Origin of the sequence: Roseateles sp. YR242, from assembly GCF_900109745.1 — a bacterium.
GTDB lineage: Bacteria > Pseudomonadota > Gammaproteobacteria > Burkholderiales > Burkholderiaceae_C > Roseateles.
The window spans coordinates 88,598-103,715 of the sequence record NZ_FOAV01000013.1 but is presented as its reverse complement, the minus strand read 5'-3'; the positions used below and the strand labels follow the sequence as shown (position 1 = coordinate 103,715).

The window sequence follows — 15,118 nt, the reverse complement described above, 5'->3', positions numbered from 1 at the left end:
GCTTGGTATGCGGTGGAAAGTATGTATGGATTCTACATACTTGGCGTGCGGGAAGCCACAGAAGGCCAGAGTGAAATGGTCGGGCATCGGCGCCGAGGGGCGAAAAAAAACGCGCCAGCGGCGCGCTTTTCTTGCTGAGCCTGGGCTCAGTGGGCAGCGGGGGCAATGCCCAGGCTGCTGACCGGCACCGCCGAAGCGGCGCGGGCGGCTTCAATCGCGGCACGTTGCTGCGGGTGGATGCACTCGTCCACCATGCGGCGGCCGGCATTGGTGTCCAGCAGCATCGACTTGTTGGCGATCTGGACCATCAGCGTGCGGCCGGCCACGTCTTCCAGGCGCAGCGCGCCGGTGGAGGACAGCACTGGCTTCATCGTGAAGACCTGCTTCAGGAAGGCCACGTCGATGTAGCCGGCGTGCTTGGCGTTGGCGGTGATTTCTACCGACTGCTTGAACTCGCAGTCATAGTGGCCCAGATAAGCCTGTTGGGCGGCAGCCAGCTGCTCGGCGCTGGCTTCCGGCAGCGGGGCCGGGCCGGCCGGCTTGGCGGGCGCCTTCTTGGCCGAAGCCTTGGTGGCTGCCGGGGCCGGCTTGGTGTTGTTGCCCTGCACCGAAGGTTCGGCGCAGACAAGGCCGGCGGCCAACAGCAAGGCGGTGGCAACAGTGCTGGACAGGGCGAAGGAGGTTTTCATGCGGGTCGTCTTTGGAAATAGGGCAGTGCAGCAGGGTGTCGTCCCAGAAGCTTGATGACCACTGTTTCGACGGCTGGCGAATTCTCGCGCGGGGCAAGCGGCGTGCGCGCAGGGTTTGTTTCAAACAGTAGGGGGTTGTTCACTCAAGATAGCGGGTGCTGTGGCATTTGCCACCCTTCATTGAGGGCCGAACCACGCCTGTTTGACCTCGGCCGGTAGCGGCTGTCCAGTGCGGAATGCACGTTGAAGGAGGTGCCAGAACAGCCGGTAGCTGGCCCGGTCGTGAAGCATGTCACGATGTTGGATGGGGGCCCACTGCGCCGCCTGTGCGGCCTGCAGGATGTCGATGGCTTCGTCGATCTCGGCCACGCTGGGTGCAAAGGCTTCGATGATCGGACGGATCTGTTGCGGATGGATACTCCACATCCGGGTGTACCCCAACTCCCGCGCTGCCCGCTCCGCCGCGGACTGGATCGCCCGCTCGCTCTTGAACTCGGTGACGACACAATGGGATGGGGTTTTCCCGTAGGTGTGCGCGGCCGCCGCAATGGCCAGCTTGGCCCGCTGGACCAGTGGATGATTGAACTGACCCTCCACCGTCAGCGCTGAGCGCGGAATGGCGCCCCGGTGTGCCGAGACATAGTCCATCAGCCCGAAGGACAGCGATTCAATGCGGGGCAGGGCGGCGATGGCCATCACATCCCGCAGTGCGCCATGGGTCTCGATCAGGGTGTGCAGGGGCAGGGGCTTGCGGATGTGGTGCCGCTGCAGGCTGTTGTCGATGAAGGCGATGGCGCGCTGCAAGTCGTCCAGGCCTTCCGGCTTGGGAATCATGAGATAGGCCAGCTTCTCGCCGCCCCCGGCAATCACGGCCTCCACATCCGCCTCAAAGGCCGGATGCTGGAACGGGTGCACCCGCACACCCACCCGGCCGTGGACATTCATGGCGCCGTTGAGCAGGTGCAGCACCAGCAGCATGTGCTCCGCCTCGCCGCCCACCGGGGCGCCGTCCTCGCAGTCCAGGGTGATGTCGAACACCGGCCCCATCTGGATCTGCATCTCCAGGCTCTTCACCATGCGCGCCTCGACGCCGCAGTAATGGTCGACCACCGGCAGCACCGGCGGTGCATGGCCTTCCTCGAACAGGGCCTGGGCGGGATGAAGCAATGGGATGCTGCTCATGATGTGGGGCTGGATAAAGGAAAAAGGGCTGACCCTCCAGGAGGGCCAGCCCTTTGAGGAGTCCCTGCATCACGCCAGCGAGGCATGGTGCAGAGCGTCCTTGAGTGTCTCTCAGGGAGAGATCAGAGCAAATGCTTGACGCCGTTTTGTTCGTCGGTCAGCTCGCCCAGGGTCTTGTTGATGCACTCTTGCGAGAAGGCATCGATCTCCAGGCCTTGCACGATCTTGTACTCGCCGTTCTCGGTGGTGACCGGAAAGCCGAACATCACGTCCTTCGGGATGCCGTAGGAGCCATCCGACGGGATGCCCATCGTGACCCACTTGCCATTGGTGCCCAGGGCCCAGTCGCGCATGTGGTCGATGGCGGCGTTGGCGGCCGAAGCGGCCGACGACAGGCCGCGGGCGGCAATGATGGCGGCGCCACGCTTGCCGACGGTGGGCAGGAACACATTGCGGTTCCATTCCTCGTCATTGATCAGTGCCTTGACCGGCTGGCCATCGATGGTGGCGAAGCGGTAGTCGGCATACATGGTGGGCGAGTGGTTGCCCCACACGGCCAGCTTCTCGATACCTGCCACCGCCTTGCCGGTCTTGGCAGCAATCTGCGAGGCCGCACGGTTGTGGTCCAGGCGCAGCATGGCGGTGAAGTTCTTGGCCGGCAGGTCCGGCGCCGACTTCATGGCGATGTAGGCGTTGGTGTTGGCCGGGTTGCCCACCACCAGCACCTTCACGTTGCGCGAGGCCACGGCGTTCAGGGCCTTGCCCTGCACGGTGAAGATCTGGGCGTTGGCGGCCAGCAGGTCGGCACGTTCCATGCCGGGGCCGCGCGGACGTGCGCCGACCAGCAGGGCGTAGTCGGTGTCCTTGAAGGCGGTCATCGGGTCGCTGTGGGCTTCGATGCCAGCCAGCAGCGGGAAGGCGCAGTCTTCCAGTTCCATGATCACGCCCTTGAGCGCGTTCTGAGCCTTCTCGTCCGCGATTTCCAGCAGTTGCAGGATCACGGGTTGATCCTTGCCCAGCATTTCGCCAGAAGCGATGCGGAACAGCAGGGCATAGCCGATCTGGCCGGCAGCGCCAGTCACGGCGACGCGAACGGGTTTCTTGCTCATCACGAGGTCTCCGAAAGAGTGAAAGGTTATCCAGTCGGCGCGGTCGCGAGCCTGCGCCAGCGACGGTGAGTGTAGGCCAGTCGACCCCCGGGCGAGTGGAGAGAGGGGTCTTCTTCAAACACCTGGGGACGCTGTTCGCTCAAAAAAGCCGGGCTTTCATGGCGAGAATCTGACACTCTTGTGTCTTATATAAGACTAACGCGCTGGGTCTCCCTGAATACAGATGGACTTGGCAGGCTGCTTTGTGCTCGAATGCCGGCCCATGTCGCCCCCCGTCCCGTCGCCCAACCCGGTCACCCCGCTCAATGAGCTGGCCCGTGCCGAGGCAGCGCCGGCCTTCAGTCCGCTGTATCGGCAGATCAAGGGCTTGATCCTGGCTGGTCTGCAGGCGGGTGAGTGGAAGGCGGGGGACAGCATTCCCAGCGAAATGGAGCTGGCGTCACGCTTCGGGGTGAGCCAGGGGACCGTCCGCAAGGCCATCGATGAGCTGGCGGCCGAGAATCTGCTGGTGCGTCGCCAGGGCAAGGGTACCTTCGTGGCCACCCATGCCGAGCAGCAGCAGCAGTTCCGTTTCCTGCGCCTGACGCCCGACGAGGCGGCCTCCTCGTCGCTGGGGCGCCAGCTGCTGGATTGCCGCCGCCTGCGGGCGCCGGCCTGGATCGCCCGGCTGATGCATCTGCGTGCGGGTGATCCGGTCTTCGAGATCCGCCGGCTGCTGCACAGTGGCGGCCAACCGGTGGTGCTGGACGACATCTGGCTGCCGGGTGCCATGTTCAAGGGGCTGTCGACGGAGCGGCTGCTGGAGCATCGCGGCCCGTTCTACGGCATGCTCGAAACCGAATTTGGTGTGCACATGATTCGTGCACAGGAAAAGATCCGGGCAGTGGCGGCGGAAGAAGATTCCGCCGCGCTGCTGCAGGTGACGCCCGGCAGTCCGCTGCTGAGCGTGGAGCGGCTTTCCTTCACCTACGGCGACAAGCCGGTGGAGTTGCGCCGCGGTCTCTACAACACAACCCATCACTTTTATCGCAACGATCTCCAATGAAGGCCAACGGTGCCTGTCGCTGAACCGACATGCGCCCGGGACGCCTGCGAACAGTTGGTCCTTGCTCTAAAATCATCGGGTTTCACATCGATTACAAGGTCGGACATGACGGACGCCACTTCTGCCACCACCAAGAAACGACCGGTCTACACCAACATCCACATCACGCAGATCGCCGGCTACCGCCTGCCTCCGGCCGGTATCGTGTCGATCCTGCACCGCATCAGCGGCCTGCTGATGTTCTTCCTGCTCCCGTTCGTGATCTGGCTGTTCGACAACAGCCTCACGTCCGAGATCTCCTATGAGTCCTTCACCAGCGCCTACCTCGGCGGCATCGGTTTTGTGCCGGCCTGGTTCGTGAAGCTGGTGACGCTGGGCCTGATCTGGGGCTATCTGCACCACTTCATCGCCGGCGTGCGCCACCTGTGGATGGATGCCACCCACAGCGTCAGCAAGGCCCAGGGCCACCGCAGCGCCGTCATCACCCTGGCCCTGAGCCTGGGCCTGACCGTGCTGCTCGGCGCCAAGCTGTTCGGGTTGTACTGAGTCCCGTCACTGATTGAGTGCTGGATCAAGCCCATTGAACGCCCACCACGCGTCGATGGGGCGTTGATCGAGCGCCGATACCCAAAAGGCAAATCCAAATGACAACTTACGGATCCAAGCGCATCGTCGTCGGTGCGCATTACGGTCTGCGCGACTGGATGGTCCAGCGCGCCACCGCGCTGCTGATGGCGCTGTTCACCATCGTCCTGCTGGTGCAGGTGCTGTGGCCAGGTCGCCCGCTGGGCTATGACCTGTGGGCTGGCATTTTCAGCCAGCAATGGATGAAGTTCCTGACCTTCGCCTTGATCATCTCCCTGGCGTGGCACGCCTGGGTCGGTGTGCGCGATATCTGGATGGATTACGTGAAACCGGTGGGCCTGCGGCTGGCGCTGCATGTGTTCACGCTGGTGTGGTTGTCGGGTTGCGCGGGTTGGGCGATCCAAGTGCTCTGGAGGCTGTAAGAAATGCAAATCGGAACCTCGCTCCCCAAGCGCAAGTTCGACGTCGTGATCATCGGTGCCGGTGGCTCCGGCATGCGCGCGTCCCTGCAACTGTCCTTGGCTGGCCTGAATGTGGCTGTGCTGTCCAAGGTTTTTCCGACTCGCTCGCACACCGTGGCCGCCCAGGGCGGCATCGGCGCCAGCCTGGGAAACATGTCGGAAGACAACTGGCACTATCACTTCTACGACACGGTGAAGGGCTCGGACTGGCTGGGTGACCAGGACGCCATCGAGTTCATGTGCCGTGAAGCCCCGAAGGTGGTCTACGAGCTGGAACACTTCGGCATGCCGTTCGACCGCAACCCGGACGGCACCATCTATCAACGTCCGTTCGGCGGCCACACGGCCAACTACGGCGAGAAGCCGGTGCAGCGTGCCTGCGCCGCAGCGGACCGTACCGGCCACGCGCTGCTGCACACGCTGTATCAGCAGAACGTGCGTGCCCGCACCAACTTCTTCGTGGAGTGGATGGCACTGGACCTGATCCGCGACGCCGAAGGCGACGTGGTGGGTGTGACGGCGCTGGAAATGGAAACCGGCGACATCCACATCCTGGAAGCCAAGACCGTGCTGCTGGCCACCGGTGGTGCCGGCCGCATCTTCGCCGCCTCGACCAATGCCTTCATCAACACCGGTGACGGCCTGGGCATGGCCGCCCGTGCGGACATCCCGCTGCAGGACATGGAGTTCTGGCAGTTCCACCCCACCGGCGTGGCCGGCGCGGGTGTGCTGCTGACCGAAGGCTGCCGTGGTGAAGGCGCCATCCTGCGCAACGCCAATGGCGAGCGCTTCATGGAGCGTTATGCCCCGACGCTGAAAGACCTGGCCCCGCGCGACTTCGTCTCGCGCTGCATGGACCAGGAAATCAAGGAAGGTCGCGGCTGTGGTCCCAACAAGGACTACGTCGTGCTGGACATGACCCACCTGGGCGGCGACACCATCCTGAAGCGCCTGCCGTCAGTGTTCGAGATCGGCCACAACTTCGCCAACGTCGACATCACCAAGGAGCCGATCCCGGTGGTGCCGACCATCCACTATCAGATGGGTGGCATCCCCACCAACGTGAATGGCCAGGTGGTCGTGCCCAAGGGCGACGACTACAAGAGCGTGGTCAACGGCCTGTATGCGGTGGGCGAGTGCTCCTGCGTGTCGGTGCACGGCGCCAACCGCCTGGGGACCAACTCGCTGCTGGACCTGGTGGTCTTCGGCCGCGCCGCTGGCAACCACATCGTGGATGCCCACAAGGCGTCGCAAAGGGCTGGCAAGCACCACAAGCCGCTGCCCAAGGATGCCGCCGACCAGACCCTGGCGCGCCTGGCACGACTGGAGTCCAACAGCTCGGGCGAATACGCCCAGGACGTGGCCAACGACATGCGCGCAGCCATGCAGGCGCACGCCGGTGTGTTCCGTACGCAGGCGCTGCTGGACGAGGGCGTTACCGCCATCGCCGCCATCCGCGAACGCGTCAAGAACATCGCGCTGAAGGACAAGTCCAAGGTGTTCAACACCGCCCGCGTGGAAGCGCTGGAAGTGGACAACCTCATCGAAGCTGCCCAGGCCACCATCGTCTCCGCTGCCGCCCGCAAGGAATGCCGTGGCGCCCACACGGTGAACGACTACGAGCGTACCGCTGACGACGCCGAATTCCCGCTGGGCCGTAATGACAAGGAATGGATGAAGCACACGCTGTGGCACAGCGCGAGCAACACCCTCAGCTACAAGCCGGTCAACCTTCAGCCGCTGACCGTTGACAGCGTGCCCCCGAAGGTCCGTACCTTCTAAGGACGCAGGAGCCCATCATGATCAAGCGCACCTTCGAGATTTACCGCTACGACCCGGACAAGGACGCCAAGCCCTACATCCAGACCATCGAACTGGAGCTGGCCGGCAATGAGCGCATGCTGCTGGATGCCCTGCTGAAGCTCAAGGCCGTGGATCCCACGCTGTCGTTCCGGCGCTCCTGCCGGGAAGGCGTGTGCGGTTCGGACGCCATGAACATCAACGGCAAGAATGGTCTGGCCTGCCTGACCAACCTGCGCTCGCTGCCCGATGTCATCAAGCTCAAGCCGCTGCCCGGCCTGCCGGTGGTCCGCGACCTGATCGTGGACATGACGCAGTTCTTCAAGCAGTACCACTCGGTCAAGCCCTTCCTGCTGAACGACACGCCGCCGCCCGAGAAGGAGCGTCTGCAGTCCCCGGAAGAGCGTGATGAGCTGAACGGCCTGTATGAGTGCATCCTGTGCGCCAGCTGTTCGACCAGTTGCCCCAGCTTCTGGTGGAACCCCGACAAGTTCGTGGGTCCCGCCGGTCTGCTGCAGGCATACCGCTTCATCGCTGACAGCCGCGACGAAGGCACGGCGGAGCGCCTCGACAACCTCGAGGATCCTTATCGCCTGTTCCGCTGCCACACCATCATGAATTGCGTCGATGTCTGCCCCAAGGGTCTGAACCCCACCAAGGCCATCGGCAAGATCAAGGAACTGATGGTGCGACGCGCCGTCTGAGGCCGCACCGGAGCCCGCCATGACTGTCGACACGAACACCCTCATCAGCGAGAGGGATCTCTCTAAGCTCAAGTGGCGATGCCGCCGCGGCTTGCTGGAGAATGACCTCTTCATCGAGCGGTTCTTCCGTCGACATGAAAGCCAGCTGACCGAGTTCCAGGCGGAAGGCCTCAGGCAACTGATGGACCTATCCGACAACGACCTGCTGGATCTGATGCTGGCCCGCAAGGAGCCTGAGGATGATCTGGCCAGGCCGGATGTGCAGGCGGTGCTGGCGATGCTCCGTACCCCTCAGTAAGAGACAAGAACCCCACAGAAGTCATAAGGAATGCCCATGACCCCCTCTGACGTCAAAGCCACCCTGTCGTTCTCGGACGGCAGCCCGCAAATGGATCTGCCCCTGTACAAGGGCACGATCGGCCCGGATGTGATCGACATCCGCAAGCTGTACGCTCAGACCGGCAAGTTCACCTATGACCCGGGTTTCTTGTCTACGGCCTCGTGCAACTCGACCATCACCTACATCGATGGCGACAAGGGTGAGTTGCTGTATCGCGGCTATCCGATCGAGCAACTCGCGGTGAACTGCGACTACCTCGAGACCTGCTACCTGCTGCTGTACGGAGAGCTGCCCAATCCGTCGCAAAAGGAAGAGTTCGTCAATCGCGTGACGCATCACACGATGGTCAACGAGCAGATGCAGTTCTTCCTGCGTGGTTTCCGTCGTGATGCCCACCCGATGGCCGTGATGACCGGTCTGGTGAGCGCGCTGTCGGCCTTCTATCACGACAGCACCGACATCAATAACCCCGAGCACCGTGAAATCGCCGCGATCCGCCTGATCGCCAAGATGCCCACGCTCGTGGCCATGGCCTACAAGTACACGATCGGCCAGCCCTACGTGTACCCGAAGAACGACCTCTCCTACGCCGGCAACTTCATGCACATGATGTTTGCCACGCCTTGCGAGGAGTACAAGCCCAATGAAGTGCTGGTCCGTGCCATGGACCGCATCTTCACGCTGCACGCCGACCACGAGCAAAACGCTTCGACCTCCACCGTGCGCCTGTGCGGTTCGTCCGGCACCAACCCGTTTGCGGCCATCGCTGCCGGCGTGGCCTGCCTGTGGGGCCCGGCCCACGGCGGTGCGAACGAAGCCGCACTGAACATGCTGCATGACATCCAGCATCAGGGTGGCGTGGCCAAGATCGGCGAGTTCATCAAGCAGGTGAAGGACAAGAACAGCGGCGTCAAGCTGATGGGCTTTGGTCACCGTGTCTACAAGAACTACGACCCGCGCGCCAAGCTGATGCGCGAGACCTGCCACGAAGTGCTGAACGAACTGGGTCTGCAGAACGACCCGCTGTTCAAGCTGGCCATGGAACTGGAAAAGATCGCGTTGGAAGACGAATACTTCGTCGCCCGCAAGCTCTACCCGAACGTGGACTTCTACTCCGGCATCGTGCAGCGCGCTATCGGCATCCCCGTGCCGCTGTTCACCGCCATCTTCGCGCTGGCTCGTACGGTCGGCTGGATTGCCCAGCTGAACGAAATGATCGGCGACCCCGAGTACAAGATCGGACGCCCGCGTCAGCTGTTCGTCGGCGCCACCGCACGTAACGTCAAGCCCATCGCCCAACGTTGAACGTTGGCGGATCCGGGGGGGACGAAGCGGGACTCTGATCTCGCCGTGCTGCCCTCAGAAGAGCCCCTGAGCCACGGCCAGGGGCTTTTTTTCGTCGCTGCCGGGGGTGCGCGGTGCTCGCCCTGGCAGGCGATGCGATATGCTTCGCGTCGTTGCAAACGTTTGCAGCCAGGACCTGCGGAACTTCTGGGCAAGTCGGGTGCAATGCACTGATTCGAGTGGCTACGTTGGCGTGGAGACCGCCCACGTAGCTGCGTTTCACCACCGGTTTCACCACCGATTAGAAGAGGCCAAAGGCAGGAATGAGCACCATCAAGGATGTGGCCGCATTGGCCGGGGTGTCCTTCACCACGGTGTCCCATGTGCTGAACAACACCCGGCCGGTGAGCGCGGAGGCGCGTGCCCGTGTGCTGGCGGCGGTGGACGAGATTGGCTACCTGCCCAGCGCGGTGGCGCGCTCGCTGCGGCGCAGCGAGACCAAGATCGTGGGCGTGCTGGTGCCCAACGTCCGCAACCCGTTTTTTGCCGAGCTGGTGGTGGGGGTGGAAGAGTGGTGCCGCCAGGCCGGCTACTCGGTGTTCCTCTGCAATTCGGACAACGACCCCAAGCATCAGCAAGCCTACCTGCGCACGCTGCTGGAAAAGCGCATTGATGGCCTGCTGCTGAGCTCGGCGGGTGATGCCGACGAACTGGCCACCACCTTCCGCCACGCCAGCGTGCCGGTGGTGACGGTGGACCGCCTGGTGCCTGGCGCGCGCGCTGACCGGGTCAGCGTGAACAACCAGGCCGGTGCCTTTGCGGTGGTGCGCCACCTGCTGGAACTGGGGCATCGCCGCATCGGCTGCGTCAGTGGCCCGGCCGAATTTGAAGTCACGCAGGAGCGTGTCGCCGGGTGGCGGCGTGCCCTGCAGGAGCAGGGCATCGTGCCCGCTGACAGCTGGCTGATCGAAAGCGATTTCAGCACCGCCGGTGGCTACACCGCCGTCAAGGCCTTGCTGACCCGCCAGCCCGACCTCACGGCCGTCTTCACCGGCAACGACCTCATGGCCATGGGCGCCTTGCGCGCCGCCGCCGAACTGGGCCGTGCCGTCCCCCGCCAGCTCAGTGTGGTGGGGTTTGACGGCATCGAGTTGGGCAGCTACATCTACCCCGCGATCACCAGCGTGGGCTGCTCGATCCGCGACCTGGGCCGGGAGGCCGGTCGCGCGCTGATCGAACGAATCGAGAACCCGCAGGCGCCGTTCAAGGACCTGCAGCTCACACCGCAGCTGGTGCTGCGCGAGAGCACCTGTGCGCCTTTGTCTTCGGAGCAAGCATGAATGTGGAAAAGGCTGCGGCCACCGTGGTGGTGGTGGGCAGCGTGAACATGGACCTGGTGGCCCACGCCAGCCGTTTGCCGGCGCCGGGCGAGACCCTGATTGGTGATGCGTTTGCAGGGACGCCGGGCGGCAAGGGCGGCAATCAGGCCGTGGCCGCCGCACGGCTGGGTGCGGACGTGGCCCTGGTGGGGCGCATCGGCTTGCGCCAGCATGGTCATGAGCTGCTGGCGGCGCTGGAGCTCGAGCATGTCTCGACCGAGGCGCTCCACCGCGACGAGCAGGCCTGGCCTGGCGTGGCCGTCATCATGGTGGCGCACGACGGTGGCGAGAACGCCATCGTGGTGGTGCCCGGCAGCAATGCCGACCTGAGCCCGCAGGACGTGGATGCCGCCGCGGGGCCCGTGCGTGCCGCGCGTGTGGTGGTGGCCCAGCTGGAGGTGCCGGTGCCGGCCATCCAGCGTGCCTTCGAACTGGCCCGCGAGGCCGGTGTGACCACCGTGCTGAACGCCGCCCCGGCGCAGGCCTTGCCGGCGGCGCTGCTGGCCTTGACCGACTGGCTGGTCGTCAACGAGACCGAAGCCGCCCAACTCAGCGCGGATGCCCTCGATGCAGCCGCGCAGAGGGATGAACTGACCCTGGCCCGTGCTGCCGCAAGCCACCTCCGGACCCTGGGCCCGCGCCATGTCCTGGTGACCCTGGGCGGGCAGGGCGCCTGGTTGCTGTGCGATGACCATCCCGAGGGGCGCCATCTCAGCGCTTCGCGTGTGGCCGCCATCGATACAGTGGGTGCCGGTGACACGCTGGTGGGCGGGCTGGCCGTGGGCCTGGCCGAAGGCCTGACCCCGCTGCAGGCCGTCTCGCTGGGCCAGGCGGCCGCCGCACTGGCGGTCAGCCGCCCGGGTGTCCAGCAAGCGATGCCCTACCGTTCCGAGCTGCCGGCTGATGCCCGCAGCATTGCTACCGTCTGACCTGGAAGCCGTACCCCCATGGACAGCAAGAAGATCCCCGTCATTTATGACACCGACCCCGGCATTGACGATGCGCTCGCGCTCGCCCTGCTGGCCGCCCATCCCCGCTTCGACCTGATCGCCATCACGGCGGTGCACGGCAATGCGGCGGTGGCCGTCACCGCCCACAATGCCCGCGGCCTGGCCGCGCTGTTCCAGCTGGACATCCCGGTGGCCACGGGTGCGGCCGGCCCGCTGCTGGAAAGCCGCCGCCGTGACGGTGCGCTGCATGTGCACGGCGAGGACGCGCTGGGCGGCATCGCCAGCCAGCTGCCGGTGCCCACCCGCCCGTCGGACCCGCGTCCCGCGCATCAACTGATCTGTGATCTGGTCAATGAACGCCCTGGTGAGCTCACCCTGGTGGCCGTCGGCCCCTTCACCAACCTGGCACTGGCGCTCAAGCAGGACCCTGGCATTGCGGCCAAGGTCAAGCAGGTGGTGGTGATGGGCGGTGCCTTTGGTCTGCATGGCCACAGTGGCAACGTCTCGCCCGTGGCCGAGGCCAACATCATGGCCGACCCGGAAGCAGCCGACCTTGTGCTGACGGCGCCCTGGCCGGTCGTCGTGGTGGGGCTGGACGTGACCCAGGAAGTCATCATGCGCGAGGCGGATCTCGCCAGGCTGCGGGGGCGCGGGGAGGGCGCGGGAGAACTGCTGTGGCAGGCCACCCGCCACTACCAGCAGTTCTACGATGCCCGTGACGGCATCGGCGGCATCTATGCTCACGATGCCAGCGCGGCCGCCGTGCTGCTGGTGCCGGAGGCCTTCACGCTGCGCAGCGGCCCGGTCCGGGTAGCGCTGGAAGGCATCGCCACCGGCCAGACCATCCAGGACTGGCGCCGCGAGCAATCGCAGCGCACCGCCTGGTCCGACCACCCGGTGCAGCAGGTCTGCGTGGCGGTGGATGCGCCGCGTGTGCTGGCCTTGTTCGACGAGATTTTCTGAGGAGATACCCATGTCCGCCCAAGCCGTGAAGCTGTTGTTGCCCCGGTGGCTGATCACCATGACCCCTGGCAGCCCGGTGCTGGAAGGGCATGCCCTGGCCGTCGAGGGCGAGCGTATTGCCGCCGTGCTGCCGCGCGAAGAGGCCCTGTCCCGTTATGCGGATGCTGAACGCGTCGAACTGCCGCACCATGTGCTGATCCCTGGCTTGATCAATGCCCACACCCATTCGGCCATGTCGCTGCTGCGCGGCGTGGCGGATGACCTGGCGCTGATGGACTGGCTCAACAACCACATCTGGCCGCTGGAGCGTCAGTGGGTGAGCGAAGACTGGGTCTACCAGGGCTCGCTGCTGTCGGCCGCCGAAGCCATCCGTGGCGGCGTGACCTACCTCAACGACATGTATTTCTTCCCCACCGCCATGGCCCGTGCCGCGGTGGACAGCGGCCTGCGTGCCGGGGTGTCGATCAACGTGATCGATTTCCCCACCGGCTACGCCGCCAACGCGCAGGACTACATCCACAAGGGACTGGCTGCCTACGAGCAGTTCAAGGGCGAAGCGCTGCTGGACTGGACCAGCGCACCGCATGCGCCCTATACCGTCTCGGACGAGACCTTTACCCAGCTGCGCGAGCTGTCGGAGAAGTACGACCTGCAGGTCCACTGCCACATCCACGAGACGCAGGACGAGATCGATGGCAGCGTCAAGCAATTCGGCGTGCGCCCGCTGGCGCGCCTGGACAAGCTGGGCCTGCTGAATGACCGCATGATCGCGGTGCACATGGTCCACCTCACCCCGGACGAAATCGAGCTGATCGCCCGCCAGGGGGTGCACCTGGTGCACAACCCGAGTTCCAACCTCAAGCTGGCCTCCGGCATTGCCCCGGTGAAGGCGCTGGAGGCTGCGGGCGTGAACACCGTGCTGGGCACGGACGGTGCCGCGTCCAACAACCGCCAGGACATGTTCACCGAGATCCGTGCCGCTGCCTTGCTGGCCAAGGGCTCCTCGGGGGACCCGCTGACCGTCTCCGCCCGCACTGCGCTGGAGATGGCCACGGTGCGTGCCGCCAAGGCCATGGGGCGGGCGGACGACCTGGGCACGCTGGAAGCGGGCAAGCAGGCGGACGTGGTGGCGGTCTCGCTGGAAGCGCTGGAATGCCAGCCCGTGTATCACGCGGATGCGCAACTGGCGTATGTCGCCGGCCGTGAACATGTCACGGATGTCTGGGTGGCCGGACGTCAATTGTTGAAAAATCGCACAAATACATCGATCGACACCGGGGCTCTGATGGGTCGCGTGCATGACATCGTGGCTAAGATGCGGGCGGGGCGCTGAACCCCCTCATTTGAGGGGAGGGTCGGCGCTGAGGCGCCGGCCAGAAATCAACCGCTTACGAGGCGGATGACGGTCGGCATTAGGGGACACAGCCGCTGTGGAGGCCATCCGCTTCCACCGGCAGGAATCATCAGAATGACAGCACGTTCATCCGTCGGCCGCCTGTTGGCCGCAGTTCTTCCCACCGTGGCGCTGGCCTTTGGCCTGTCTGCCGTGTCCGGCGCCGCGCAGGCCCAGATCGTCATCGGCCAGACCGCTGGCGTGACGGGCCAGGTGGCGGCCAGCGTCAAGGAACTCAACCTGGGCGCCAAGCTCTATCTGGACCATGTGAACGCCACCGGTGGCGTCAACGGCCAGAAGGTCGAGTTGATCACGCTGGACGACGCGTTCGATCCCAAGCGCGCGGCGGCCAATGCCCAGACGCTGATCGACAAGAATGCCGTGGCGCTGTTCATGACACGCGGCACGCCGCACACCCAGGCCATCATGCCGCTGCTGGAAAAGTACCAGCTGCCGCTGGTGGCGCCTTCCACGGGTGCGGCCGTGCTGCACAAGCCGGTCAACCCGTACATCTTCAACGTCCGTTCCACCTATCAGCGTGAGGCTGAGCGTGCGGTCCAGCTGCTGCTGGAAATGGGCAACCAGCGCATTGCCGTGGTGTCGGTGAACGACACCTTCGGCCAGGACGTGGTGCAGGGCGCACTCAAGGGTTTGAACGACAAGCAGGTCAAGCCGGTGGCGCAACTCGTCATCGACCGCGAAAAGCACGACGTGGCGGCGCTGACCAAGCAAATCACTTCGGCTGACCCGCAGGTGGTGCTGATCATGGCGTCCGCCCAGGTCACGGCCGATACCGTCAATGCCCTGCGCACGGCGGGTTCCCGCGTGCTGGTGGCGACGCTCTCCAACAATGCCTCGGCCGGTTTTGTCCAGCTGCTGGGCCAGAACGCGACCGGCATCATCGTGTCGCAGGTCTTCCCCAACGAGCGCAGTGTCACCGTCCCCATGGTGCGTGAGATCACCGACCTGCTGGCCAAGTCCAAGAACACCGAGACCGGCGGTGTGGTGACCCCGGCCATGATGGAAGGTTTCGCTGGCGCCAAGGTGCTGGTGGAAGGTCTCAAGCGGGCGGGCAAGGATGTCAGCCGCGCCGGCCTGACCCGCGCCCTCAACGGCATGAACCGTTTTGACCTGGGTGGCCTGGAAGTCGGCTTCAGCCCGACCGACCACACGGGCGCGAGCTACGCCGACATCTCCATCATCACGGGCGGCCGCTTCCTGCGTTGAATTTGCG

General features: G+C 64.8%; 15 protein-coding genes. 12 read left to right on the top strand and 3 right to left on the bottom strand.

The window, feature by feature from the left end:
* Window positions 1–146 precede the first annotated feature (146 nt).
* From BMY53_RS20525 to BMY53_RS20515, 3 genes are all read right to left on the bottom strand, one after another.
* A complete protein-coding gene (locus tag BMY53_RS20525) occupies window positions 147–689 on the bottom strand; it encodes a hypothetical protein (protein ID WP_092948358.1) in 543 nt (180 codons plus the stop codon).
* A gap of 177 nt (window positions 690–866) precedes the next feature.
* Window positions 867–1,871, bottom strand: coding sequence for an HpcH/HpaI aldolase/citrate lyase family protein (locus BMY53_RS20520; protein WP_092948357.1), 1,005 nt, complete (start codon window positions 1,869–1,871; stop codon window positions 867–869).
* A gap of 122 nt (window positions 1,872–1,993) precedes the next feature.
* On the bottom strand, window positions 1,994–2,980 hold the full coding sequence (locus BMY53_RS20515; RefSeq protein ID WP_092948356.1) for a malate dehydrogenase: 987 nt from the start codon (window positions 2,978–2,980) through the stop codon (window positions 1,994–1,996).
* A gap of 262 nt (window positions 2,981–3,242) precedes the next feature.
* On the opposite strand from BMY53_RS20515, the gene BMY53_RS20510 reads away from it, so the two are divergent.
* From BMY53_RS20510 to BMY53_RS20455, 12 genes are all read left to right on the top strand, one after another.
* The gene (locus BMY53_RS20510; protein ID WP_092948407.1) at window positions 3,243–4,025 is read left to right on the top strand and encodes a GntR family transcriptional regulator; all 783 of its coding nucleotides are present in this window, start codon (window positions 3,243–3,245) and stop codon (window positions 4,023–4,025) included.
* Window positions 4,026–4,130: 105 nt separating this feature from the next.
* Entirely contained in the window at window positions 4,131–4,571 is a 441-nt protein-coding gene (gene sdhC, locus BMY53_RS20505; protein WP_092948355.1) for a succinate dehydrogenase, cytochrome b556 subunit, read from the top strand.
* A 98-nt stretch (window positions 4,572–4,669) separates the two neighbouring features.
* Window positions 4,670–5,032, top strand: a complete 363-nt coding sequence (gene sdhD, locus BMY53_RS20500; RefSeq protein ID WP_092948354.1) for a succinate dehydrogenase, hydrophobic membrane anchor protein — start codon at window positions 4,670–4,672, stop codon at window positions 5,030–5,032.
* Between the two features lie 3 nt (window positions 5,033–5,035).
* Window positions 5,036–6,853, top strand: coding sequence for a succinate dehydrogenase flavoprotein subunit (gene sdhA, locus BMY53_RS20495; RefSeq protein WP_092948353.1), 1,818 nt, complete (start codon window positions 5,036–5,038; stop codon window positions 6,851–6,853).
* Window positions 6,854–6,870: 17 nt separating this feature from the next.
* Complete coding sequence (locus BMY53_RS20490; protein ID WP_092948352.1) at window positions 6,871–7,575, top strand: succinate dehydrogenase iron-sulfur subunit; 705 nt, start codon at window positions 6,871–6,873, stop codon at window positions 7,573–7,575.
* A 19-nt stretch (window positions 7,576–7,594) separates the two neighbouring features.
* Window positions 7,595–7,873, top strand: a complete 279-nt coding sequence (locus tag BMY53_RS20485) for an FAD assembly factor SdhE (protein WP_092948351.1) — start codon at window positions 7,595–7,597, stop codon at window positions 7,871–7,873.
* A gap of 36 nt (window positions 7,874–7,909) precedes the next feature.
* Complete coding sequence (gene gltA, locus BMY53_RS20480; protein WP_092948350.1) at window positions 7,910–9,220, top strand: citrate synthase; 1,311 nt, start codon at window positions 7,910–7,912, stop codon at window positions 9,218–9,220.
* A gap of 302 nt (window positions 9,221–9,522) precedes the next feature.
* On the top strand, window positions 9,523–10,539 hold the full coding sequence (locus BMY53_RS20475) for a LacI family DNA-binding transcriptional regulator (RefSeq protein WP_092948349.1): 1,017 nt from the start codon (window positions 9,523–9,525) through the stop codon (window positions 10,537–10,539).
* Window positions 10,536–11,507, top strand: coding sequence for a ribokinase (locus BMY53_RS20470; RefSeq protein ID WP_177200983.1), 972 nt, complete (start codon window positions 10,536–10,538; stop codon window positions 11,505–11,507). Before BMY53_RS20475 ends, BMY53_RS20470 begins: the two co-directional genes overlap by 4 nt.
* An 18-nt stretch (window positions 11,508–11,525) precedes the next feature.
* Window positions 11,526–12,491, top strand: a complete 966-nt coding sequence (locus BMY53_RS20465) for a nucleoside hydrolase (protein WP_092948348.1) — start codon at window positions 11,526–11,528, stop codon at window positions 12,489–12,491.
* Window positions 12,492–12,501: 10 nt separating this feature from the next.
* Window positions 12,502–13,824 carry a TRZ/ATZ family hydrolase gene (locus BMY53_RS20460; protein WP_092948347.1) on the top strand — a complete coding sequence of 441 codons (1,323 nt, stop codon included), beginning with the start codon at window positions 12,502–12,504 and terminating at the stop codon, window positions 13,822–13,824.
* A 135-nt stretch (window positions 13,825–13,959) separates the two neighbouring features.
* A complete protein-coding gene (locus tag BMY53_RS20455) occupies window positions 13,960–15,111 on the top strand; it encodes an ABC transporter substrate-binding protein (RefSeq protein ID WP_092948346.1) in 1,152 nt (383 codons plus the stop codon).
* Window positions 15,112–15,118 lie beyond the last annotated feature (7 nt).